Source organism: Blautia sp. NSJ-140 (assembly GCF_022868965.1).
Taxonomy (GTDB): Bacteria; Bacillota; Clostridia; order Lachnospirales; family Lachnospiraceae; genus Blautia_A.
The window spans coordinates 87943-111382 of sequence record NZ_JALIFS010000010.1 but is presented as its reverse complement, the minus strand read 5'-3'; the positions used below and the strand labels follow the sequence as shown (position 1 = coordinate 111382).

At 47.0% G+C, this 23440-nt stretch carries 16 protein-coding genes; 3 read left to right on the top strand and 13 right to left on the bottom strand.

The features are described 5' to 3' along the window. Positions 1-22: 22 nt before the first annotated feature. Both MUB50_RS12375 and MUB50_RS12370 read right to left on the bottom strand, forming a co-directional pair. Entirely contained in the window at positions 23-979 is a 957-nt protein-coding gene (locus MUB50_RS12375; protein WP_118625852.1) for a glycosyltransferase family 2 protein, read from the bottom strand. A 4-nt stretch (positions 980-983) separates the two neighbouring features. After that, positions 984-2843, bottom strand: a complete 1860-nt coding sequence (locus tag MUB50_RS12370; RefSeq protein ID WP_118625854.1) for a glycosyltransferase family 2 protein — start codon at positions 2841-2843, stop codon at positions 984-986. A gap of 214 nt (positions 2844-3057) precedes the next feature. Here MUB50_RS12370 and MUB50_RS12365 point away from each other — a divergent pair, with 214 nt between their 5' ends. Beyond that, positions 3058-4305 carry a D-alanyl-D-alanine carboxypeptidase family protein gene (locus MUB50_RS12365; protein WP_118625856.1) on the top strand — a complete coding sequence of 416 codons (1248 nt, stop codon included), beginning with the start codon at positions 3058-3060 and terminating at the stop codon, positions 4303-4305. Positions 4306-4414: 109 nt separating this feature from the next. Here the strand turns inward: MUB50_RS12365 and MUB50_RS12360 are convergent, their stop codons facing one another. The 11 genes from MUB50_RS12360 to MUB50_RS12310 form a co-directional block, all read right to left on the bottom strand. Further along, complete coding sequence (locus MUB50_RS12360; protein WP_243119195.1) at positions 4415-5854, bottom strand: ArnT family glycosyltransferase; 1440 nt, start codon at positions 5852-5854, stop codon at positions 4415-4417. Between the two features lie 11 nt (positions 5855-5865). Continuing rightward, the gene (locus MUB50_RS12355; protein WP_118625858.1) at positions 5866-8313 is read right to left on the bottom strand and encodes a glycosyltransferase family 2 protein; all 2448 of its coding nucleotides are present in this window, start codon (positions 8311-8313) and stop codon (positions 5866-5868) included. Further along, complete coding sequence (locus MUB50_RS12350) at positions 8289-13928, bottom strand: glycosyltransferase (protein WP_118625860.1); 5640 nt, start codon at positions 13926-13928, stop codon at positions 8289-8291. Before MUB50_RS12350 ends, MUB50_RS12355 begins: the two co-directional genes overlap by 25 nt. Positions 13929-13942: 14 nt before the next feature. After that, positions 13943-15265, bottom strand: coding sequence for an ABC transporter ATP-binding protein (locus MUB50_RS12345; RefSeq protein WP_118625862.1), 1323 nt, complete (start codon positions 15263-15265; stop codon positions 13943-13945). Between the two features lie 132 nt (positions 15266-15397). Further along, complete coding sequence (locus MUB50_RS12340; protein WP_118625864.1) at positions 15398-16204, bottom strand: ABC transporter permease; 807 nt, start codon at positions 16202-16204, stop codon at positions 15398-15400. An 11-nt stretch (positions 16205-16215) separates the two neighbouring features. Continuing rightward, the gene (rfbC, locus tag MUB50_RS12335) at positions 16216-16773 is read right to left on the bottom strand and encodes a dTDP-4-dehydrorhamnose 3,5-epimerase (RefSeq protein WP_015527414.1); all 558 of its coding nucleotides are present in this window, start codon (positions 16771-16773) and stop codon (positions 16216-16218) included. Positions 16774-16800: 27 nt separating this feature from the next. Next, positions 16801-18117, bottom strand: coding sequence for a D-alanyl-D-alanine carboxypeptidase family protein (locus MUB50_RS12330; protein WP_244791209.1), 1317 nt, complete (start codon positions 18115-18117; stop codon positions 16801-16803). An 18-nt stretch (positions 18118-18135) separates the two neighbouring features. Continuing rightward, on the bottom strand, positions 18136-19266 hold the full coding sequence (rffA, locus tag MUB50_RS12325) for a dTDP-4-amino-4,6-dideoxygalactose transaminase (RefSeq protein ID WP_118625868.1): 1131 nt from the start codon (positions 19264-19266) through the stop codon (positions 18136-18138). 88 nt (positions 19267-19354) lie between these two features. Beyond that, positions 19355-20647, bottom strand: a complete 1293-nt coding sequence (locus tag MUB50_RS12320) for an ATP-grasp domain-containing protein (RefSeq protein WP_118625870.1) — start codon at positions 20645-20647, stop codon at positions 19355-19357. Beyond that, the gene (locus tag MUB50_RS12315) at positions 20644-21615 is read right to left on the bottom strand and encodes a hypothetical protein (RefSeq protein ID WP_182434011.1); all 972 of its coding nucleotides are present in this window, start codon (positions 21613-21615) and stop codon (positions 20644-20646) included. Before MUB50_RS12315 ends, MUB50_RS12320 begins: the two co-directional genes overlap by 4 nt. After that, entirely contained in the window at positions 21615-22547 is a 933-nt protein-coding gene (locus tag MUB50_RS12310) for a glycosyltransferase family 2 protein (RefSeq protein WP_118515010.1), read from the bottom strand. Before MUB50_RS12310 ends, MUB50_RS12315 begins: the two co-directional genes overlap by 1 nt. Positions 22548-22715: 168 nt before the next feature. Here MUB50_RS12310 and MUB50_RS12305 point away from each other — a divergent pair, with 168 nt between their 5' ends. Both MUB50_RS12305 and MUB50_RS12300 read left to right on the top strand, forming a co-directional pair. Then, on the top strand, positions 22716-23066 hold the full coding sequence (locus tag MUB50_RS12305) for an EamA family transporter (RefSeq protein ID WP_015527420.1): 351 nt from the start codon (positions 22716-22718) through the stop codon (positions 23064-23066). Then, positions 23059-23397 (top strand): EamA family transporter, encoded by a 339-nt coding sequence (locus MUB50_RS12300; RefSeq protein ID WP_118625872.1) that lies wholly within the window; start codon positions 23059-23061, stop codon positions 23395-23397. The genes MUB50_RS12305 and MUB50_RS12300 overlap by 8 nt, the downstream gene beginning before the upstream one ends. Positions 23398-23440 lie beyond the last annotated feature (43 nt).

Genomic DNA, 23440 nt, shown 5'->3' with positions numbered 1-23440 from the left:
AATTCTGTGAAAATATGATGTCTTAACCGGCAAAACGCCTAAAAATGTTAATCCAGAGTTCAAACTGGAGCTGTATATAACGCGGAAGATTCCTCATGGAAAATCTGACTTTTTTGTTTTTGCGACTGATCTGAAAGCCGTTTTTGATGCCTGCAAGGTACTCACGTCCGAATCCCTTGGACGCAAAAAACAGGATCTTCGCACCGAATCCCACCAGAAAGAACGGAAGGTTCAGCACGATCTGGAGAAACGGCATATTCTTATAGATAAGATAAATATTGTTTCTGGAAGAATACCGGATCTTGAACTGATTATATCTGGAACCGCTGGTGCCGCTTCCTACATGATAAACCTTCGCTTTGGGAGCATACCAGTTCTGGTAACCGCAGATCCTGGCACGATAACCGATGTCCAGATCCTCCAGATAAGCAAAATGCTCCTCATCAAAATCTCCGATCCTGTCAATAAATTTCTTCCGGTAGATCGCAGCTCCCGCACAGGTGGAAAAAATCTTCTGCTCTCGGTCATAATGGCTGATGTCCTTGCCTTTTCCCCTGGCAAAAGCCCAGCCAAGGGCACAGTAATAATTTCCGGCATCATCCATCTTGTCCCTGTCATGAAGCTGGATCATCTTTGCCTGACAGGAAAATGCCTTCTTATGTCTGCGCAGGGCAGCAACCATCTCCTCCAGGAAATCCGGTTCCGCTTCCGTATCATTGTTCAGAAGCAGCACATATGGGGAACGTGCCGCACGGATTCCTTCATTGACGGCTCTGCTGAAGCCGTAATTTTCCGGAAGCTGTATCATGTGTACCCATGGATATTCCGCTGAAACAAATGCACAGCTGCCATCAGTGGAACCATTATCCACCAGTATAACCTCAAAATTACGGATGGTCTGTCTTTCAAGACTGGAAAGAACACCATCCAGATATGCCATTCCGTTAAAGTTTGGTATGACTACTGATACTTCCTGCATTGCTTTATCCCTTCTTCTTTCCCATTCCCGGAAGGGGCTTCAGGGAATAATTCCATTTGGTTAAAGAAAGATTTTTGTTATAGTATGGATCTCCTTTTTTCAGGATATCCAGCCAGTGACAGCGCATGTACTCGATCTCCGTCTGGAAACGACGGACCTTTTCCTCGCTGTCCTCAGTGCCTCTTGACTTGGATTCGTAATGATAGAGCTTCACATACGGATCATAGACGATAAGATGACCGTGGCTTCGCACCTTCAGGCAGAGATCCACATCATTAAACGCAACTGCAAGCTCTTCCGTAAAGCCTCCTGCCTCCAGAAAAACTTCCTTCTTCATCATCATACATGCTGCAGTCACACAGCTCATATCCTGCAAAAGAGAGGCCTTATGGAGATATCCGGTACGCTCCGCCGGCATATTCACAAACATATTCCCGGCAATTCCGCCCATTCCCACCACGCAGCCTGCATGCTGAATGGTGTTGTCCGGATAGATCAGCTTGACGCCGACTGCACCTGTTTCCTTACGCTGGCACACGCTCAGCATCTCTGACATCCAGTCCGGATCGATGACCTTAACGTCATTATTCAGAAAAAGCAGGTAATCTCCCTTGGCATGGCGCACCCCGAAATTGTTGATGGCAGAATAGTTGAAGCCTTTTTTCCAGCGGATCAGATGAACCCTGGGATCCTCCGAAAGCTTTCTGTAATACCGGAAGATCTCCTCGGAGCTACTGTTATTCTCCACAATGATGATCTCGTAATTTTTGTAGGCAGTTTTTTCAAAAATGGATTCCACGCAAGCCTGAAGCGTTTCTTTCTCCTCACGGTTCGGAATGATAACAGAAACCAGAGGTTCTCCCTGCACCGGATACTTCACACGGTAAAATCCAAAATCCGGAGTATGCTCCACGGTTCCCGGAGTTCCGGTCCGTTTGAGATTCCCCTCAATGGCACGTCTGCCGGCTTCAAAAGCATACATCTTGCTTGCCGGATTATCTGCTGTGGAGGATTTGTGTGTCCTCCAGTGATAAAGGATCTCCGGTACATGGACCACTTCCCTTGCCTGCTCCACACAGCGGAAAATGAAATCATAATCCTGGGCGCCGTCAAATTCCCGACGGAATCCGCCCACCGTCTGCACTACTGAACGTCTTACCACCAGAAAATGGCAGATATAATTATTGGATCTTAAAAGATCCAGGTTAAAGTCCGGTTTCAGATGGGGCTGAAAATGTTCAGAAAGATCTGTCGTGACCTTATCCTCATCTGTATAGATCACATCCGCCTCCGGATGCTCCTCCAATGCCGCCGCGATCTCATACAATGCATTGGGGGCCAGCAGATCATCATGATCCAGAAGTGCGATAAAATCACCCTTTGCCATGGCAAAAGCCGCGTTTGTATTTTCTGCAATGCCAAGATTTTCTTTCAGGTCCTGATAGCGGATCCTCCTGTCCATCTCTGCATAGGATTTCAGCACAGTCTGCATGTCCGGATCCTCCGGGCTTCCGTTTGCCAGACACAGCTCCCAGTTCTCATATGTCTGTGCAAGGAGAGAGTCCAGCATCTGTCTTAAAAAACGCTCCGGTGTCAGATATGCAGGTACCACAATGCTGATCAGCGGCCCATCCGGAAATTTGCGTTTCCGCTGCTTCTCCAGTGTTTCCTCGTCAGGTCTGTATGCCTCATACCATGGTCCGTAGGGAACCTCTTCCGGCTCAAAACGCTCATGAAGCCGGATCCAGAACTCTTTCAGGCCATAATGCTTCAGGTATCTTAATCCCTTCTGTACTGTATAGGGGGAAAGCTTCTTTATAAGTCTGTCCCATTGGATCTTTCCTGTAGAATCATCTTTACTCATATATTATCTCCGTATTACTCAGTTTGATGTTACTGTTCACTCCGTTCTCAGCAACACGCTTCGCGGAACATTTCCAGTGAACAGTAACAGTTTGATGAACATATTTTACCATTCCATCATTTTTTTTGCAAGGAAGAGAGGAAATGTGTTATACTAGGCTTACGTATGTATTGCTTACATAAGAATTATTTTTTATACAGGAGTACCATTTATCATGAAAAAATCAAGAATAACCACAGCGCTTCTGGCTATTGGGATCTCAGCTTCCATGGTGTTCCAGACTCCGGTTTTCGCCACAGAAGAAACCGCTGTTGCTGCATCCTCCGGTATTACCACCAATGGGATCAGCGGATGGCCTCAGGGGCCTGAGATCACTTCCGCATCTGCCGTGATCATGGAAGATACTTCCGATACGCTCCTCTACGCCAAGGATATGGACACCACGCTTTCTCCGGCCGGCGCAGTTAAGATCATGACCTGTCTTCTGGCACTGGAGAACAGCCAGCTTGACGATCAGGTTACCATGACAGAAACCGGTGTATCCGGTGTTACAGACGGAGGCGCTCATATTTCCTCACAGCTCGGAGAGGTATTTACCATGGAGCAGTGCCTTTACGCTCTGATGCTGGCCTCTGCCAATGACATTGCCCTCCAGATTGCAGAACAGATTGGTGGATCTGTAGATGCATTTGTCCAGAAAATGAACGACCGTGCCCGAGAACTTGGATGCACCAATACAGTATTTACCAATCCTACCGGTCTTCCGGATGACGCTCAGCATACCACAGCACATGATCTGGCTCTGATCATGCAGGCAGCTATCAGTAATGACAGCTTCCGCACCATCTCCGGAGCCACCTCCTATACGATCCCGGCTACCAATGTTTCCGGCGGTACCCGTAACCTGACAAGCTCTTTTACCATGACAGATCCTGCATCCGCTTCCTATTATGAAGGATGCATCGGCGGCCGCGAAAGTACCACCACTGCTTCCGGAAGCGTTCTTGTCACAGCTGCGCAGCGAAATGGTACTACTCTGATCGCTGTAGTCATGAACGGAGCTACCGGTCAGACAGCCAACGAAGCGATCTCTCTTCTGGATTACGGTTTTTCCAATTTCCAGCTTCTGGATCTCAGCGAGGATGATTTTCACATCCTGTCCGGCGGCACTGTAATGGTTCCATCCGGTGCGACCGCAGACGACCTGACTACGGAAGATACGGAATCTGACGGTCAGATCTTACGCACCTACTCCTTTGGCGGAACTCAGGTGGGAACTGCAGTAGTCGAGGATTCCTCCCAGGAAAGCTCCTCCGATGTACTGGAAAATGATGAAAACATGGATTCTGCAAAAGCTTATTCCGAATCCAGATCCCAGATCCCGTATTTTGCCATTGGCGGTGTGGGCATCCTGCTCCTTATCCTTCTGCTGTGGCGCATGATCCGGATCATCCGTTCCTGATCTTGGTTCCCAAGCGGATATACTTCAGAATTAAAAAATCCCTCCTATGTACCGGTCATACCCGGATACATAGAAGGGATTTTTTTCTGCCATCTCACCCATCGGGGTGTCAGCCATAAAATGGAACTACCAGAAAGATATAGCATAAAAACGGAGAAGCAGCCAGAAGTGCTGTCAGGACCCGGTATATCCACATTCTGATATTTTCTTTTTTTACAAAACGCTCAAGCAGACGGTTCCAGCCGGCTGTCACAAAATACATAGCCGGATACAGTGCCGGCATGATATAACGTCCCTGTGCCTGGTTGTCACTATAATATACATAATACATAAACAGACCCACAGGGATCAGGATCAGAAGGATCAGCAACAGATGAAAGATTCCTTTTCTGTCCCATTTATCGTACACTGTTATCGTTTTTATCTTCAGCTTTTCACTTCCTGCTGCTTTTCGTTCTTTTACCACAGTACGTTTCTTCGGATAAAACATTCCCAACATGGTCAAAATACCGATCCCACCCATTCCAAAGAACAGGAAATATGCCTTGCTCACACTATAAGGCATATAGATCTGCATCAGGCCAAAGGTTCCGATAAAGCTTACCAGAACTGTCAGCAGCCAGTTATGCTGCCAGCCCGGGTCCTGATACAGAAGGATATCCTTCCATGACCAGTTCAGCTTCTCCGGTGTAGGGTATCTGGACGGCCTGTAATCAACAGCCGCATATTTTTCCGCACACTGTGCACAGGCCTTTCTTCCGATAAGATCTCCGTCATAGAGAACGGCATTTCGTATAAACCACCAGCCGCATAAAGCAAGGGTTACTGCCGCGATCACGATCCCTCTCCGGAACAGAAATGCAACTCTCTGTTTTACCGGCTCTTCCCTGCACAGAAGGACTGTCAGGCAGAAAAACAGGAAACTGCATAAGATCCATCCGTAGGCATTATAGTAGGACAGTGCACAGACTGCCATTCCAACAGCCAGAAGGATTGAATTTCTGAAGCTCCAGTCTCCCGCTTCCAAATAACAGGCCCAGGAATACAGGATCATCGCCATGGATAAAAGTGCCAGGGAATCCGTATTTACATAAGTTCCCAGAAACAATGCCTGCGGCATAAAGCCTGCCAGTGCGGCAAACAGCCATCTTCCCTCTTTCGGAAAGAGCTTTCCGGATGCTTTCACCACAAAATATACCGCTCCGGTCACAAAGAGCACATCTGCCATTCTCGCCGCATGGAGCAATCCGTCTGCAGATGCATGGAACAGACCTGCGATTCCCATAAATACAGCAGATACCATGTAGGAAAGGATCGGATAATAAGCATAGGAAATCCCCCAGGTCGCATCACGGATGGTGGGTTCATCTCCAAGAGGCAGCTTTCCCGAATGTGCATGAAGATACTGCGCCACCATGTAGCGCATTTTTTCATCGGGGCCTGCCCCCAGCGGCTGCATGAACGCCCATGCGGTCAGGAGCAGAAATGCTGCCAGGACAAGAACTCCTGCCTGAACTCTCTCATCCTTCCAGATTTTTTTCTTTTCCAAAATATAACCTCCTATATCCGCTTCAGAGAGAAATCCTGGCTCTCCAGTGTAAGGTTCGGATTATAGTAAGGATCTCCGTCACGGAGGATCTCCGGCCAGTGCTTCTCAAAGGAAGCGATCTCACGGTTAAATCTTGCCACCTTTTCCGGTGTATCCTCAAGACCTCTGGATTTGGATTCATAGTGATAAAGCTCCGCATAAGGATTGTATACAACCAGATATCCGGCTTTTCCCAAACGGAGGCAGAAATCTATGTCATTAAAGGCAACCTGAAATTCCTCACTTAATCCGTGAACCTTATCAAAGGCCTCACGCTTCACCATCATGCAGGCTGCTGTTACAGCGCTGTAATCCTGGGCACAGATGATCCTGTGGCAGTATCCGGTAGCGTCTCTCTTCTGCTGCACAAAGCAGTGTCCCGCAATGCCGCCGAAACCAACGACTACTCCTGCATGCTGCACGGTGTCATCCTCATAATAGAGCCGCGCTCCTACAGCTCCCACATCCGGTCTCATACAGTATCCCAGAAGCTGCTCCAGACAGTCCGGGCTGATGATCTCCGTATCGTTGTTGAGAAGAAGCAGATAGTCACCCTTAGCATGAGCAGCTCCGAAATTATTGATGGCAGAATAGTTGAAAATACCATCCCAGTACACCACATGGGCTTTCGGATTGGATGCTTCCAGCTCTTTATAGTAAGCAAAGGTCTCATCCTCCGTACTGTTGTTCTCCACGATCACATACTCATAATTGCGGTAAGTCGCCTTTTCTTCGATGGAATCAATGCATCTCTTCAGATCATCGATGTGATCCTTGTTGGGGATAATGATGGAGATCAGCGGTTTTTCCTCCCAGAGGAATTTTGTACGGTAAAGTCCAAGATATTCACCCTTTTCGATTTCCACCGGAACTCCGATCCTGTCATAATGAGCCTTGATGGCACGTGCTCCTGCATCAAAGGCATACATTTTGCTTTCCGGATTCTCTGCTGTGGAATCCTCATGGCATCTCCAGTGATAAAGGATCCTGGGGATATGATGGATCTGCTCTCTTCCCGCAGCTTCCACACAGCGGAATACAAAATCATAATCCTGTGCACCGTCAAATTCCTTTTTCAGCATTCCGATCTGATCCACGATCTCTTTTTTTACGACAAAAAGATGGCAGATGTAGTTTACTGTACACAAAAGATCAATATTGAAGTCCGGTTTGAAATGCGGCTGGAAGAATTTGTGCCCGTCCATGGACATCTTATCTTCATCGGAATACAGAACCTTAAGTTCCGGATCCTCATTCAGCGCTTTCACACACCGGAACAAGGCATCCGGCGTCAGCTCATCATCATGATCTGCAAACACGATAAAATCCCCTGTTGCCGCTTTCATGGCAGCATTGGTATTCTCTGCGATCTTAAGTGCCTGGTCGTTGCGGATCACGCGGATCCTGTCATCACTTTTTTCCAGCCTGTTAAGATAATCGGTAAGAGGAGAATCTGCTCCGCTTCCGTCAGAAAGACAGAGCTCCCAGTTCCCGTAGGTCTGGGCTTCTATGGAATCTACCAGCTGCTGGAGATATTTCTCCGGTGTTTTGTAAAGCGGGATCACAATACTGAATTTTGGATTCCTGGAAAATTTCGTTTTTCTTTCTTCTGCAAGCTCTGCCTTGTCCGGCAGATGCTTCACGATCCATTTGGAATAATCCACCGGACGGTTTTTACGGTCCAGCACCTTTCCGAATACCTTTCCGGTAAGGGCTGCTGCTCCGTGAAGCTTCATGTAACGGCTTCCCTTACGGAAATATACCGCAGCTTTCTCCGCAAGGCGCTTCTGTGGCTGCAGATGTACCAGACGAAGTGTCCGCACATTGCCTGCCTCAAATACAATGTAGAAGTCCTTCACACTGTCATAATGGAATTCAAAGAAAAAACCGCTCTTCTCATCGATCTCTGTTTCCTGGTACTGATTCTGCACATCCACACGTTTCAGTCTGGTGATCTCGCAGGGGATTTCATTCCGGCTGCGATCCTCCAAGCGTATGGTCAGGGGGCTGTTAAAGGCTGCCCACCCACGGACACGGCAGATTTTTTCCCCAGCTTCCACCTCGATGCTCTCGATAAAGTACTGCGGTTTTCCCTGTTTCCTGTAAAGCTGTGCTGCCGAAACAGAAAACCACCGGATACGTTTTTCACCCTTTACCGCATAAACAACAAGCTTCTTTTTGCCCTCCAGATCCGGCAGGCAGATTTCCATCTGTACACGTTCTCCGTTTACCAGATCCAGATCCTTAAAGCGCTCCAGGGCGCTGACACGCTCCTGGGCACTGATGGCTGCCGGAAGCTTTTCCCCGTCAAGAACGGCTTCCGGCTTATGATTCTTCGGCCAGATCCCCTGAAGGTGATACAGAGAAATGTCCTTCAGGTCAAACCTGTCCTTTTCTACTTCGTATAGCTCTCGCTGCATAACAATTCCTCCATTGCATCTTTTCCGGTATTTACTGTAAGGTAATGTTCCATAACCTTCTGATGTGCGGCCTCACCCATAGCTTTTCTGGCCTTCTCATCGGTTACCAGAGCTTCCAGGGCATTGACCCACTCTTCTTTTGTGGTGCACATCCAACCATCTTTTCCGTTTTCGACCACGTATTCCATCTCACAGTTACGGCTCATGACACTTGGAACCTTTACAAGAGCAGCCTCTGTCCACTTGTTCTCGGATTTGCACCAATGGAACAGGCTGTTCTCCAGCGGCATCAGATTGATATCAAGTCCTGCGATCACGGCGGGCAGCTGTCTCCAGTCCATAAACGGAAGCTTCTCGATGCGGTTCTGCACCGGCTCCATTCCGGATTCATCCAGCACACCCACCAGCTTCAGGTAAACCTCCGGGTGGCGCTCCATCACCTCCAGAAGTGCTGCCTCCACCTGGGCAAAATCCTGGTCATGGGTTTTGGAACCACTTAAATATCCGATATAGATCCGGTCTTTAGCCTTGTCTGTCTGCTCCACAGCCTCGTGAGACAGGATCTCCATCTCCATACTCATACAGTTGCGGTTGATCACCACCGGTTTTCCCGGGAATTCTGCCCGGATCTCTCCTGCCAGCGTCTCCGTGGATGTAAAATATCCGTCGCAGAATCCCATACATCCGCGGATACGGTCTGTAGTTGTGCAGAAGTCACTGTACTCGCTTCCCTTCAGGAAATGCAGTCCGGAAATTTTTTCGTAATCAAATACCAGATCATCCACATCATAGTAAACAGGGATTCCGGCTGCTTTCGCCCGGTTGGCAAGCATTTCTGCTTCCATCAGCTTGCTGCAGCGGTACATCACGATCGCTGTATATTCCTCGATCTTTTCCTGCTCTGCCTGATCCATCTGGATAAATTTCGATGCATAGCCTTTAAGGATCAGCTGCTCCCGGAAATGCTCCACACGATATCTGGATGCAAAGGAAATCTCCTCTCCTACAAAAAGAAGCCTGCGTTTTTCCACAGGGAGTTCACTTCCGCCGAGAGTTTTCCACAGAGAAATCATCTCTTCCACAATATTCTCCGGCTGCTCATCTTTCAGAACAAGGCCCCTGGCATATCGTTTCACACGTTCTACAGGTGCACCTACCGGAAGTACAGCTACCGGAAATCCCATGGAAATGATCTCCGAGGTTGTGTAGGAGAAGGTCTCCGGCCATACGGACGGGATCAGGAACATATCAATATCCTGCTCCAGGGTAAGTCTCGGGATCTCCTCTCTTGTATATCTTCCTGTCTGGGAAAATACCGGACTTTCGATCTCTTCGTCGGAAGTACCGATCAGTCTCAGACGGATATTCAGTTCATTCTCTTCGATATATCCCGCAAGTGCCTTCACAACTTCCAGGCCTTTTTTGTAGCAGAGTACGCCGATAAGACCAATGTTAAAGGTCTCTGTGGTCTTTTTGTTTTTTTCCACTGCCGGAAGGTAATGGGGTGCATGCGGGATCACATGGAGATTGTATACATCCGGATAAGCACGCTTGAACAGCCTTGCCGTATCATCGGAAAATGCACGGATCTCATCACAGTTTGACAGAAATTCCCGGAATTTTGTACGCCAGAGAGTTCCGGTTCCGTATTCTGTGCAGGCATTGCTGCGGTTATCCGGAATACATTTATCACAGACCTCACAGGATGGAACACCACAGTATTTTCCTTCTGCATCGATCAGATTCACTGCCGGACAAAGGGCAAAGAAATCATGAAGGAGCATAAGGAGCTTCGCACCCTGCTCTCTCTTAAGACGCAGGATACGTTCCAGGGTTCCGTAAAGATTCTGATAGGTCACAAGCTCGTTGATCCAGATCTCATCCACACGCATCAGCTCACCAAGGGCAGTTTCCAGATCATTTGCAAAAAATTCCATCTCATACTGCTTATACTGATACGTAAAGTAAAAACGATTGCTTACGATATTATAGCGAATGGTCACAAAACGATATCCTTCCCGCAGAGCCAGACGTCTTTTCTCCACAAGATAAGCCGTGGCACCACCGCCGAGATCATGGTCAAAGGCCACAATAGTAGGCACATCCAGCTTCCTGTTGAGAAGCTTCATTTCCACGTAAAGTCTTACCGGACGAAGCGGGTCTCTTCTGCAGTAATCCGCAGTATCCTTGTTGTAATCCGGATGCTTGCGGAGCAGCGCCTCACTGTGCTCTTTCAGGAGTCTCTGCTTTTCCTCAGACGGGAAGCTTCCACCATGCTTGTGATATACAAACAGGTTATCCACATGCACGTTCTCATAGCCTGCAGCTATGGCACGCTGGCACCAGTCATTCTCCTCACCGTAACCTTTTCCGAAATTCTCCTCATCCAGAAGGCCAACCTCCTGGATCGCTTTCAGGTTCATACCCATGCAGAAGCCCACACCGGTAGGCATGGCCGGATACTGCGGACGGATCATGCGGAATTCATCATCGATCTCCCACAGCGGCATTCCCTCAAACAGTTTGTTATCCCGGCAGAAATCCGGGAAGCTGCAGATGGTTCCGCAGGTGGTAAACGGTGTGGTGGTTGCAATATTTTCCTTTGCAAAGATCGGAAGCATCAGGCGCTCCAGCCACTCTTCCGGAACCTCCACATCTGTATTTACAAGAGCAACATGATTTTCCGCCATCTTTAATCCACGGTTTACAGACGGAAGGAAGCCCATATTGGTCTCATTATTAAGAAGCACCACATTGTCATGCTCTGCGGCGTATTTTTCCAGATATTTTCCTACTTCAGGATCCGGGCTCTTATCATTTACGATGATCAGACGATATGGAACCTTTGTCTTTTCAATTCCGGAAAACAGAGCATCAAAATACTCCAGTCCGTTGTAAACCGGCACGATCACATCCACCTTCTGCTGATAGATCGACTGTGGATATGCCTTTCTCGCACTGCGTACATGACGCTGTTTGAAATGGCGGAGATTTCCGATACTCTTCGGATCTTCGATAGCGTATACCAGAAGTTCTTTCTGATCCCTGGTTCCCGGGATCTTTCCGATAAGGAATCTCCCGGTATCCGCTGCGGTTCCGTATTCCAGGAAAACAGAAGTCTCTGCCGGCGCAAGAACCGTTGCCAGGAAAGAAAATCCGGCACTTTCCGCATCCGGATTTCCAATGGCATTAGCCACATCCGTACGGTAGATCGTAGTACAGGAAGCCTCCTGAAGCTTCTGTGTTCCCTGATAAAATGCGATCCTTGGCTGTTCCATAGACGCGAATGTCGGATCAAAGGCCCAGCCAATGGCATTTAAGGTGCCATTCTCATAATGGAAGAAGTCAACACTGCCCATACAGGTAGGAGTTGTCTCCACCCCCATCACTGCTGCCGGCTCTGTATGATAACGAAGAACCTTTTTGACCAGTCTCTTTACCTGCGCTTTTTTGCCTGGATGACGAAGGGCCTCTTCCTGCGCACGTGCTGCTTCCGCTGCAGCCTGCTTTGCGGCACGTTCAGCCTCTTTTCTGACACGCTCCTGTTCTCTTCGTACTTCACGCTCTTTTTCAAAGGCCAGAAGCTTTTCCACATCCGGAAGCTCAAGGCAGTCAAGTTTTCCCTCTATTACGATCCTGTCCACATTTTCCGGGTGTGTAACATCGATAAGATAAAAGCCATCGGTGGTAAAAAACGCAGTGGTACTGTTATCCACTTTCATATGGACACCCTGAGGCACAAGCTCCGCACTGCATCCGCAATCCAGACGCTCTATCCTCACTTTCAGGAAATGACCGTTTGCAGGATTCCAGCGGAGATTTCGTATTCCTTTGATACCGGAAAGCGCAAACTCTACCCGGAAACGGTTTCCGGAAAGTTTTCCCTCTGCATAAAGTGTATGCTCTTCACAGAAGCCCTCACCAAGATCATAGTACATCTTGCTGTGCATCTGGTGCTTTTCTCTTTCTCTGTTCACCAGCTCTGTTACGGAAACCGGCACTTTTTTCTGTTCAAACGGGATCAGAGAACCACAGCCCACATACTCATAGACGAAATGCATGGTCCAATCCATAAATATCTCATAGTCTGTATAGCTGATGTCAAACTCCGCCATCATCTCATCCTCATGACATAACCGCGGCAGCTCAGAAACATGTGTATACAATTCATGGATCAGGCGCCACATGATAAAATTCACAGGCACAGGGAAATCAAACATCCACTCATAATCTATGATCTGATTTTCCTTTTCTCCCATAAAGATGTTGCTGCAGATCAGATCCACATTGGCCGGGCAGACGCATTCGTAATCATTTCTTCCCGGATGATCACCAAATACCTCACGGAACTCTCCGGTCCTGTAATCCACAACCTGACGAGCCCCGAAAAATTCCTGATAGAATTTTTTAAGAAGGGCCTTGATCTCTTCAAGATCTTCTTTCTGGGCAAACTCTGCGATTTCCTGGTGAAGAGTTTTTCCGGTAAGGAGCGGATAAGAGATCTTTCCGTTTTCTGCCCTGCAGGGAAGATTCTTGTATTTATCAGATCCGGTACTCTCTGTTCCGGTTTTTTCCAGTTTTTCCACAAATTCCTCAGCCTGGGGCACCATAGCCTCTTTTTCCGCACGGACCTCTCCGTTCTCCCGGACGATCCTGGTCAGAAGACGGAACTTTTCTTTTCGCTCCTGGTTCAGCTTCACATAAAGGATTTCCTCCGGGTCCCGGTTTTCGGTACGTCCTGCCTCCACAAGAAAAGAATTCACAAAGCTGTCCAGGATCTTCTCTTTTTCGAATGCCTTTACGCCTTCACTTTCTGCAAAAAGATCTGCTGTCTTATCTGTGTATACAGGATAGCTTCTTCCGTAAGAATTGGTATAAAGGCTCTCATCTGTAAAAATCTCTGTCGGAAATTTATAATCCGGATACGGGTAGTAAAAGCGCAGAAAAGGAAAGCCGCTGTTTTCCAGCAGCTCTCCCAGTTCATTCTTGGAAAAGGTGCGCACAGACTGATTTCCCGGATATCCGTTGATCCCGAAAAAATGAAGATCTGTGTGATCCTCCGGTGCTCCGGCAAAGTACTTCAGTCCCAGTCTGTTCTCAATGGCAATCAGAAGTCTTCCCTCAGGCTTCAGATAAGCGCCCATCCGCTGAAGAAATGTCTCGTAAGGAGTTTTTCCCTCGGTAAAGCTCATGGCATACTCAAGCACACCGTTTACTACCACATAGTCGAATTTTTCCGGAAAAGTCATGTCATTCAGGTTTCCAACCATGATCGTCAGATTTTCCTTATCCCTGTTTCTCGCATAATTGATATCTGCCCGACGTTTGGAAAGCTCCACGGAAGTCACATGACCGGCCTTGCGGCAAAGCATTCCGGTAATGGCTCCGCATCCGGCTCCGATTTCAAGAACGGAATCCGCCTTTTTCAGAGGGTACCAGTTTAAGATGTTCTCCCGCAGCCCTGAAAAATGGTAGACCATTGGAAAACTCACCTCTTCCTCCGGCAGGTCATCAAAAGATTTTCCTTCCTGCGCCATTTTCAGAAGTGTTTCCTCGATATCCCCATCGGAATAATGATCCTTCGCCGTATAATAATCTAAATTCAACTCCGCCATAGTCGTTCCTCCACTTATTTCACAGATACTTTGGAAAACAGATCAAAATATCCCACTGCTTTCTTATCTGTGATCACGGTCAGGTTACACACATCGTAAAGACGATGAAATACGGTAAAATCGCCGTCTTTATATCCGGTGCAGCCCAGACACAGCATATATTCCCCTGCCTCCAGAGGCATCACCTGTTTGAAGGTGATCTCACGGACATCGCCTGCTTTCTGCGGTTTCAGAGGCGTATGTTCATACATGGTATTGGTTCCTGTGATCTCAGTGCCTTTCAGATCTTTCAGGGTAAATGCAAAGATCGGATCGCTGACATCTGCCTGGAACTTCACTTTCATCTGAACGGAAAATTCCTTGCCTTTTTCGATCACATTGGTGATCATACCTGTATCATCCCGGATGGCAAAATCCACGATCTCACCAAGCTTGCTGCCATATTCCAGGACCTTGGGATTCAGGTTCAGGCTGTCCTTCATAGCTTTTCCGCTTCCGGTATGTGCTTTCAGTGAAACGTCTGCTCCGGCTGCCTGGTTTTCCGTCGCCTGTCCCTCTTCTGCATCGTCTGTGTTTTCTTCCAGATCTGCATCGTCATACTGATTGACCAGTACACGACGATAAAGATTGACCATTTCCTTGGCACCACCCTCTGCAAGCTTCTCACCTTTGTTTAGAAGCACAACACGGTCACAGTATTTTCCGATACTGCTCAGGTCATGGCTTACAAACAGAATGGTCTTCCCCATTTCCTTAAACTCTTCGAACTTCCTGTAACATTTTGCCTGGAAAAATACATCTCCCACGGAAAGAGCCTCATCAACGATCAGGATCTCCGGATCGATATTGATAGCTACCGCAAAAGCCAGACGCACGAACATACCACTGGAGTATGTTTTTACCGGCTGATAGATAAAATCACCGATATCTGCAAAATCCAGAATAGACTGCAGCTTGGCATCGATCTCTTCCCTGGAAAAACCGATCATACTTCCGTTGAGATATACATTTTCAAGTCCGGAATATTCTCCGTTAAATCCGGCTCCCAGCTCCAGAAGAGCTGAGATCCTTCCGTTTACGGCTATTTCCCCGGCTGTGGGCGAAAGTACGCCGGTGATGATCTTCAGGATCGTGGATTTGCCGGAACCATTTGTTCCGATAATTCCCACTGTTTCTCCCTTATGCACCTGAAAGGATACATGGTTGAGCGCATAATGCTCTTTATATTTCTTTTTTCTGGATAATCCCAGGGACTCCTTAAGACGGTCCATAGGATTATCGTAAAGCTTGTACATCTTACTGACATCATTTACTGAAATCGCAATATCTTCTGCCATTTTCAACCTCACTTTTGTGTAAATCGTTCACTCTCACAATCTGCCGCCGTTCTGCTTTTTATCCGTACAGAGCAAATCCTCCATGGGAACTGTCCGGTCCGGATCAGACGGATATCCGCCATCCGCATTCAATTAAAGCACATCTGCAAAATGCGGCTTCAGACGTTTGAATATCACAGATCCCAGTCCGAAAAGCAGGATCGTAACTACCCAGAAATAGATCGTCCATGAAGCATGGTTCCAGATCCCGACATGACCAAGCATGGAATCACGGTAGCCCGTAACTACATAGTACATCGGATTCAGCTTAAACAGCTTGATCAGCCATGGATGTGAAGAAAGCATATTGATATCCCACATGATCGGTGTAAGCCATACACCCACCTGAAGAAAAATACTGATGATCTGGGTCAGATCACGGAAAAAAATGACGATCGCACTTGTAGCATACACAAGTCCCAGCACAAAAAGGAAGGTGCAGACAGAGTAATAAATGATCTGCAGTGTATAAAGGCTTGGTGTATATCCGTAGCATGCACATAAGATCAGTGCAAAGGCCACAAAGAAAACATGCACGAAAAGTGCGGAGATGATTTTTACGATGGGAAGGATGCTGATCTTAAATACAACCTTCTTCACAAGATAATTGTATTCGATCAGAGCATTGGTTCCACCGTTTAATGCGTCCTGGAAGAAAAACCACGGTACGATACCGGATACCAGATAGAGTACAAAAGGATAATCCGATACCGTTCCGGCCTTCAGTCCTACGGAAAATACAAACCAGTAGACCAGGATCGTTACGATAGGCTGGATAAATGCCCAGACAATACCAAGATAGGATCCTGCATATTTTGTTTTGAAATCATTTTTTGCAAGGCTTAAAACCAGCTTTCGATTCTGGTACAGCTCCGCCGGCAAAGCTAATATTTTCTTCATTCTGCAATTCCTTATCGATTCTTATATTCCTCGAAGCTTCCCCACTTCTGGTCCTTGTCGGAGAAAATAAGCTCCATGCCTTCCGGGATCGGCCACTCAACGTTAATGTCCTTGTCATTCCAGATCAGTCCGCCCTCATCGTTTGGATGATAGAAATCAGAACACTTGTAGGTGAACTCTGCATTCTCGGAAAGTACCAGGAAGCCATGAGCAAATCCCTTCGGGATAAAGAACTGTTTCTTGTTTTCTGCGGAAAGGACTACGCCATACCATTTTCCAAAAGTCTTGGAGCCTTCACGAAGGTCAACCGCAACATCAAACACTTCTCCGTTTACCACACGTACCAGTTTATCCTGGGGATAGCTGATCTGGAAATGAAGTCCGCGGAGAACACCGTAACGGGAGCTGGACTGATTATCCTGAACGAATTCCACATCAATGCCTGCTTCCTTGAAATCGTTATAATTGTACGTTTCCATGAAATATCCTCTGGAATCACCAAATACAGTTGGCTCGATCACTTTCAATCCTTCAATATCTCCGCACTGTGTTACTTTTATTTTTCCCATTTTTTTGTTCTCCTTTTCTGTTTTGATTTATTTGTGATGTTTCTTTTCTTTTATTCTGAGAGCCGCAAGAAGGGCGATCAGGATCAGGATCATCGCTGCCATGATCATAAGAAGGATCTTACGCAGGGCAGGAATGCTCTTTTTTTCGCTGGTGTCCTCTCCAGCTGTACTCTTCTCTGTTGTTTTGCTGTTATCTTCCTCTGCTGATTCTGTGGAAGCTTCCGCTTCGGAGCTGTCCGCTTCCTGGCTGTCCTCTGCCGCAGCGGTCGGTTCCGGTACCGGTGTATCAGTTGCCTGTGCAACACTTGCGGTACCGATCAGATAATCTCCGAAATAGTAACCGGTTTCTGTTTTCCCATTGGTATTCTCTGACTTCTCGGTAAGGGAATTCAGCTCCACCCCTTTTGGAAGGAATACATAGCCGCCATTTACTTCTGTTTTTGTGAAATTCTCAAATGCGTAATTGAACATAGCTGTACTGTCCATACAGGAATTGGAAAGCTCTGTTCCACGCATGGTCACTGCAATATATGTGGTATTATCTCTGGTCACTCCTGTGACAAGTGTATGCCCTGCCGCAACGGTAGTTCCGGTTTTTCCGCCAATGCAGCCTTCATAGTAAAATCCGCTTTCCGGTGCAAACATAGGATGATGGGTATGCAGGATTCTCTGCTGGCTGTTCATATTTGTAGGCTGGATGATATAGTCCGGTGTGCCCACAACCGTACGGAATGTTTCATTTTTCAGGCCTTCTCGGAAGATCAGCGCCATATCCCGTGCTGAAGAATAATGATTATCATCCGGAAGTCCGCTGGAATTTGCAAAATGTGTATTGGTACATCCGATCTCACTGGCGCGCTGGTTCATCATATCGATAAATGTCTGCTCTGTCCCGCCGATATGCTCTGCGATCTGTGCCGCAACGTCATTGGCAGACTGGATGATCAGAGCATGAAGACAATCCTCCATAGTCAGGACTTCGCCCACCTTTGTGCCGATATTACTGGAATCTGCCGTAACATTACGCACCCCGGTCTCTGTAAAGGTCACCTTCTCATCCATGGTGGAGTTCTCCACTGCCACCAGCAAGGTCATGATCTTGGTAATGCTGGCCGGATATCTCTGTTCATCTCCGCCCTTGTTATAAAGAACAACTCCTGTGTCTGCATCCATCAGGATACCGGTATCTGAGGTAATATCCGGTCCTGCCGGCCATCCCTGGATCTGGTTGGTGCTGATGTCATATTTCGCATTCAGATCCACTGCAGCCATGGTCTGTAACGGCAGCATCAGTGCCACACTGACTGCTGCGAAAACTGCCAGTAATTTTTTTATTTTTTTCATAGTTCTCCCCTTCTTCTTTCAAAACCCATCAAAGGAAGCAATCGCATCCACAACTCTCTTCGCATCCTCCATATCCAGATTATAGAACATGGGCAGTCGCATAAGACGCTCGCTTTCTTTTGTAGTATAAACATCTTCTCCGGAAAATCTTCCGAATTTTTTTCCTGCCGGTGCGGAATGAAGGGGTACATAATGGAACACACTGCAGATATCCTTTTCGCGGAGATATTTCAGAAGCCTTGTGCGTACCTGGATATCATGTACCTTAATGTAGTACATATGTGCATTATGTGTGCATTCTTCCGGTACATAAGGCTGCTGGATCTTTCCTTCCTCCGCCAGAAACCTGAGGTTCTCATTGTAAAAATCATAGATCTGCATCCGCTTATCGCTGATCTTCTTATGCTGCTCCAGCTGGGCATAAAGATATGCCGCATTCAATTCGCTCGGAAGATAGGATGATCCATAATCCATCCAACGGTATTTATCTACCTGACCACGGAAAAACTTACTGCGGTCCGTTCCTTTTTCTCTCAGGATCTCTGCCTTCTCCAGGTACTGATCCCCGTTGAACAGGATCGCACCGCCCTCTCCCATGGTATAGTTCTTAGTTTCATGGAAGCTGTAGCAGCCAAAATCTCCAATGGTACCAAGGGCTTTTCCCTTATAGTAGGCATCCACACCCTGGGCCGCGTCTTCCACTACCTTCAGATCATGTCTTCCGGCAATCTCCATGATCGTGTCCATCTCGCAGGCTACTCCTGCATAATGGACCGGAACGATCGCGCGGGTCTTATCTGTGATCGCCTGTTCGATCAGCCTCTCGTCAATATTCATGGTATCCGGCCGGATATCCACAAATACGATTCTTGCACCGCGAAGCACAAATGCATCTGCCGTTGATACAAAAGTATAAGACGGCATGATCACCTCATCGCCAGGCTGGATATCTGCCAGAAAAGCAGCCATCTCCAGTGCATGGGTACAGGAGGTTGTCAGCATCACATGGCCCACATGAAAGCGCTCTTCCATCCATGCAGAACATTTCTTCGTGTAGATCCCGTCGCCGCAGAGCATTCCCCGTTCTACTGCGTCACGGATGTACTCAAATTCCTTACCTGTAAACGCAGGTCTGTTAAAATCAATCATGTATTTCCTCTTTATTTCTCATTCTTCATGGTTTTTCTACATTAACTGTACATTCCATTTTCTCACACTCATGTTGTAAATTCAATGCTTATTTTTCTGCCGGTGCATAATCCGGGATCTGATTATGGTATGCCACCTCCTGGCCGTTGGGGTCCAGAATATGCATTTTCTCATAAAATTCCTCTGTGAGAAGATCCATTTCCTTACGATTCTCTGTTTTTACATAATATAATGCCAGATACGGATTAGGACCATGCTCAATGACCTTCTCTCCTTCCTGATAAAAGATCCAGGGCTTTTCCACCTGTTCTTTCTCTCCCAACCGAACTGCCGCAGACTGATCTCCGATGGTAAGAAGCCTTCCCTGAAAATAAATGACAGCTCCACAACACTGTGGTTTATGAACATCGTGTTCTGCAAGCATTTTTTCCAGTTTATCCGGATCATAGAGAGATGCAAGAAGAAGCTCTTCCATATTAAATCCATAGACCATATCGGTCAATTCATGCTCATATCCGAAAAACCGTGCGGCGATCTCGCAGACCTGGATACCTTCTCCCGGCTTCCAGAAAAACTGCATGGAAAGGGCTCCGTCTTTCTGGCCGGTTCTGTCCGCATATGCCTGAAGAAGTTCTGTGGCAGGCTTTTCAACTTTTGACAATAATCTGGAAGGATACACATTTCTTGTGCTGATGGGGATCTCACCTTTGGCAACAAATGTCTTTTCACGGTCTGCAATACTGATCACATGGACTTTTCCATGCCGCACCCAGGTCATCATATTGAATTCATAACCATCATTATATTCTTCCACCAAAATCTCCGGCATATCAGAAAATCCTGCTGTTTTTTCTGCCCCGTTTATCAGCTCATCCAGATCTTCGGATATATAGATCCCGCGGGAGCCGTATTTATCCAGTGGCTTGCTGACCACCGGATAGCGAAGTCCCTCAAGCAGCTCTTTCAGCTGAGTTTTTTTGGACCTGTCTTTAAAATATGCGATCGGGATTTTTCGAAAGCCCGGAGTGGGAAGTCCCAGTTCGGTAAGCAGTGCTCTGGTCGCTGATTTATCACGATACCAGGGAAGCTGCTCCGGTTTCAGATAACAGGGGATTCCTGCCCGGTCCGCGATCTTTACCATACATTCCAGAAGAAGGTCGGAAAAGGATGTGATGATACCATCAATCTCTTTTTTCCGGCAGAGACAGGCGATCTGTTCCGTATCTGTTACCGGGATCTGAAATGCCTCATCTGCAAATTCTCTTGCCGGACCATCCGGATATCCGTCGCAGACAATGGTGTAGTATCCTTTTTCACGGGCCTTTTGCACCAGCTGCACAAATTCTCCCAGTGTTCCCAGTATCAGCAATCTGTGTTTCATGATTCCGTTTCCTCCCATTCTCTTATGGAATCCGCGATATACTGCATTTCTTCTGCCCCGTATCTCTGATCACAGGGAAGCGGCAGCACATTGGCAGCCCAGTCATATTCCATGGTATCCCTGTCAAATTCTTCCAGGATATTGCGCCAGTTTGTTGGCACAAAAATCTTCCGGCCTGCCAGCCAGTGTCGAAGCTCCAATCCGTTCTTATGATAATACGGATAGGCAAACGGTCCCTCCGGCACCTTCCCTGTAAAAGCATTCCTTGAAGGAAGAAGCTTCGCCAGCAGACGGTAGTTCTTTTCTCTTCTTGTTTTGATACCGGAATAATCCATAGTCCTGAGGAGGTTTCCGGTCAGACGGGACATTCGGCGGATCTCCATCTCATGATAATTTGCTGCATTATCCAGCATTTTCTGATAGAAGGTTCCGGCATCATATTCATAACGTCCCAGAATATGCTCCATTCTTCCCATGGAATGGTCCAGAGGCTTCTTTTCCGGTTCCAGCTCCGCATCGGTAGACAGATATGCTCCGTCACTGACTCCGAGAAATTTTCTGCAGGAATACAGAGTGTCCACGCCAGGCAGCGGTTTCTGAAAAAACGCATGCGTATGATCCACAATGATATTTCCATAGATTTTTTTATATTTCCGAATCTTATCATCGGTAAGCTGGCCATAATAGTTTACCAGGTACAGATATTCTCCTTCCGAAAGTGTTCTCTCCTCAAGGACCGGATGCAGACCTTCATCCATATGATAAAATTCGATTTCTGCCCCGGATCTCTCACAGGCACCGGTTACGGAATCACAGAGAAAAAATGGCAGGTAGATCTTTCTGCACTTACGTGCTTCCATCAGCCACAGAAGCGCTGTTCTTCCGAGATTCACGCCGCAGAGATCAGGATAGTATTCCTGTCCCGCCGGTTCTTCCAGTTCCAGATAGCCGCCGATCTCTTTTTTCATCAGTCTGTCTCCTCCTGACGAATCACATAGTGCGGCATCTTTTTGGCCTCATTGAGAATATTCATGAGATAAATACCGATGATCCCGATTGAAAGCAATGTCAGTCCGAAAAATGCCAGCATCACAAGCATCAGGGATGTCCAGCCTTCCACTGAGATCCCACACAGAAAATATCTCACCAGATAATAGATCCCCAGTAAAAAGCTTACCAGAAAACTGGCAATGCCGATGTTTCGCACCATAAGCAGCGGAAATGCCGTATGGGCAGTAATATCATAGATGAGATCCTTCACAAGGCGGCGAAAAGAATATCCGCTCTTTCCATATGCACGCGCTGCATGCTGCACCGGAACATTGATGATACGGTTGGAGCTTAAAACCAGAAGATTTCCGATCTGCGGAAGATATGTATTGGTTTTCAGCATGGCTTCCACCAGAAACCGACGTATCAGTCGATAACTGGTGATCTGAAGGTTCGGATCCTTGCCGAGCATTTTGGAAGTTGCCCATACAGACAGCTTTGTGCCCAGCTTCCGGATCAGATTATGCTTACGTCCTTCATAACTTGCGATGATCACATCCACATCGTCACGTTCCTTCATTACATTGATCATTTTGGGGAGCTCCTCGGGCTGATGCTGAAGGTCATCATCCATAGTTACTATGAACTCTCCCTTTGTGTGGGCAAATCCGCACAGAAGCGCAGGATGCTGTCCGAAATTCCTTGCCATCTGGATGATCTTGACACGGGAATCTTTTTCCCGGAGTTCTTGCATAACCGCAAAAGACCGGTCTTTGGACCCGTCATCTACAAGGATCAGTTCAAATTCTTCTTTTATCGTTTCCCGGAATACTTTTTCCAGACGAGTGTACAGTTCCTGCAGCGTATGTTCTGAATTGTATACAGGAACAACCACTGAATATAAACACATATCGTTTTTCCTCTCTTTTGTATCAATTGACACTTATCGTTTAATCTTATCATTTTCATTTCCTGTTGTAAACCGTTACATTGTTCAAACATTTTCTTGCATAAACCTGCCAGATGATATATATTGATTATCAGTCTATGATAATCACATTTATGATATGGAGGAAACATGACAAAAATCAAAGATTATATTCAGCTTCATCTGAATATCCTGCTGTTTTCTCTTACCAGCGTTTTTTCCAAGCTTGCATCGGTTTATTATAATAAAGAAGGACTTCATAGTCCTCTTCTCTATGTATTTCTTTTTCTTATGATCGCAAACTGTGGGATCTACGCCATTGCATGGCAGCAGGTGATCAAAAAATTTTCTCTTTCCACGGCCTACGCCAACAAAAGTGTCTATCTTCTGTGGTCCCAGGTATGGGCTGTGATCATTTTTCACGAAAATCTTTCGCTTCAGAACATCATCGGCATCCTGATCGTTCTGATCGGAGTCTGGATGGTGCAGAGATATGAATAGAACATTTATGCTGATCATGCTGGCCGGAACCTTTTTTTCGGCAATTTCCCAGGTACTTCTGAAGCAGAGTGCCAATATGGAATACAAAAATCCCCTCCGGGAATATCTGAACTGGCGGGTGATCCTGGCCTATGGTATCTTTTTCGGAGTGCTGCTCCTGAATACCTGGTGCTACACCAAAGTGGATATGAAATTCGGGCCGGTGATCGATACTGCCGCCTATGTTTTTGTCCTGCTGTTTTCCTGGCAGATCCTGAAAGAAAAAATTTCCCGCGGAAAGATCATCGGAAATCTGATCATCATCCTGGGAATCCTTGTTTATACCTTATGAACATAAAAATGCCGGCAGCTTTACGTTCGCTGCCGGCATTTTT

Bases quoted from the DNA above. Each gene is read 5' to 3' on its own strand.
- MUB50_RS12315 (WP_182434011.1), bottom strand. From the start codon at position 21,615: ATGAAAAAAGAGATCGGCGGCTATCTGGAACTGGAAGAACCGGCGGGA.
- MUB50_RS12305 (WP_015527420.1), top strand. From the start codon at position 22,716: ATGACAAAAATCAAAGATTATATTCAGCTTCATCTGAATATCCTGCTG.
- MUB50_RS12330 (WP_244791209.1), bottom strand. From the start codon at position 18,117: ATGAAAAAAATAAAAAAATTACTGGCAGTTTTCGCAGCAGTCAGTGTG.
- MUB50_RS12350 (WP_118625860.1), bottom strand. From the start codon at position 13,928: ATGGCGGAGTTGAATTTAGATTATTATACGGCGAAGGATCATTATTCC.
- MUB50_RS12345 (WP_118625862.1), bottom strand. From the start codon at position 15,265: ATGGCAGAAGATATTGCGATTTCAGTAAATGATGTCAGTAAGATGTAC.
- rffA (WP_118625868.1), bottom strand. From the start codon at position 19,266: ATGATTGATTTTAACAGACCTGCGTTTACAGGTAAGGAATTTGAGTAC.
- MUB50_RS12365 (WP_118625856.1), top strand. From the start codon at position 3,058: ATGAAAAAATCAAGAATAACCACAGCGCTTCTGGCTATTGGGATCTCA.
- MUB50_RS12355 (WP_118625858.1), bottom strand. From the start codon at position 8,313: ATGCAGCGAGAGCTATACGAAGTAGAAAAGGACAGGTTTGACCTGAAG.
- MUB50_RS12310 (WP_118515010.1), bottom strand. From the start codon at position 22,547: ATGTGTTTATATTCAGTGGTTGTTCCTGTATACAATTCAGAACATACG.
- MUB50_RS12375 (WP_118625852.1), bottom strand. From the start codon at position 979: ATGCAGGAAGTATCAGTAGTCATACCAAACTTTAACGGAATGGCATAT.
- MUB50_RS12320 (WP_118625870.1), bottom strand. From the start codon at position 20,647: ATGAAACACAGATTGCTGATACTGGGAACACTGGGAGAATTTGTGCAG.
- MUB50_RS12300 (WP_118625872.1), top strand. From the start codon at position 23,059: ATGAATAGAACATTTATGCTGATCATGCTGGCCGGAACCTTTTTTTCG.
- rfbC (WP_015527414.1), bottom strand. From the start codon at position 16,773: ATGGGAAAAATAAAAGTAACACAGTGCGGAGATATTGAAGGATTGAAA.
- MUB50_RS12370 (WP_118625854.1), bottom strand. From the start codon at position 2,843: ATGAGTAAAGATGATTCTACAGGAAAGATCCAATGGGACAGACTTATA.
- MUB50_RS12340 (WP_118625864.1), bottom strand. From the start codon at position 16,204: ATGAAGAAAATATTAGCTTTGCCGGCGGAGCTGTACCAGAATCGAAAG.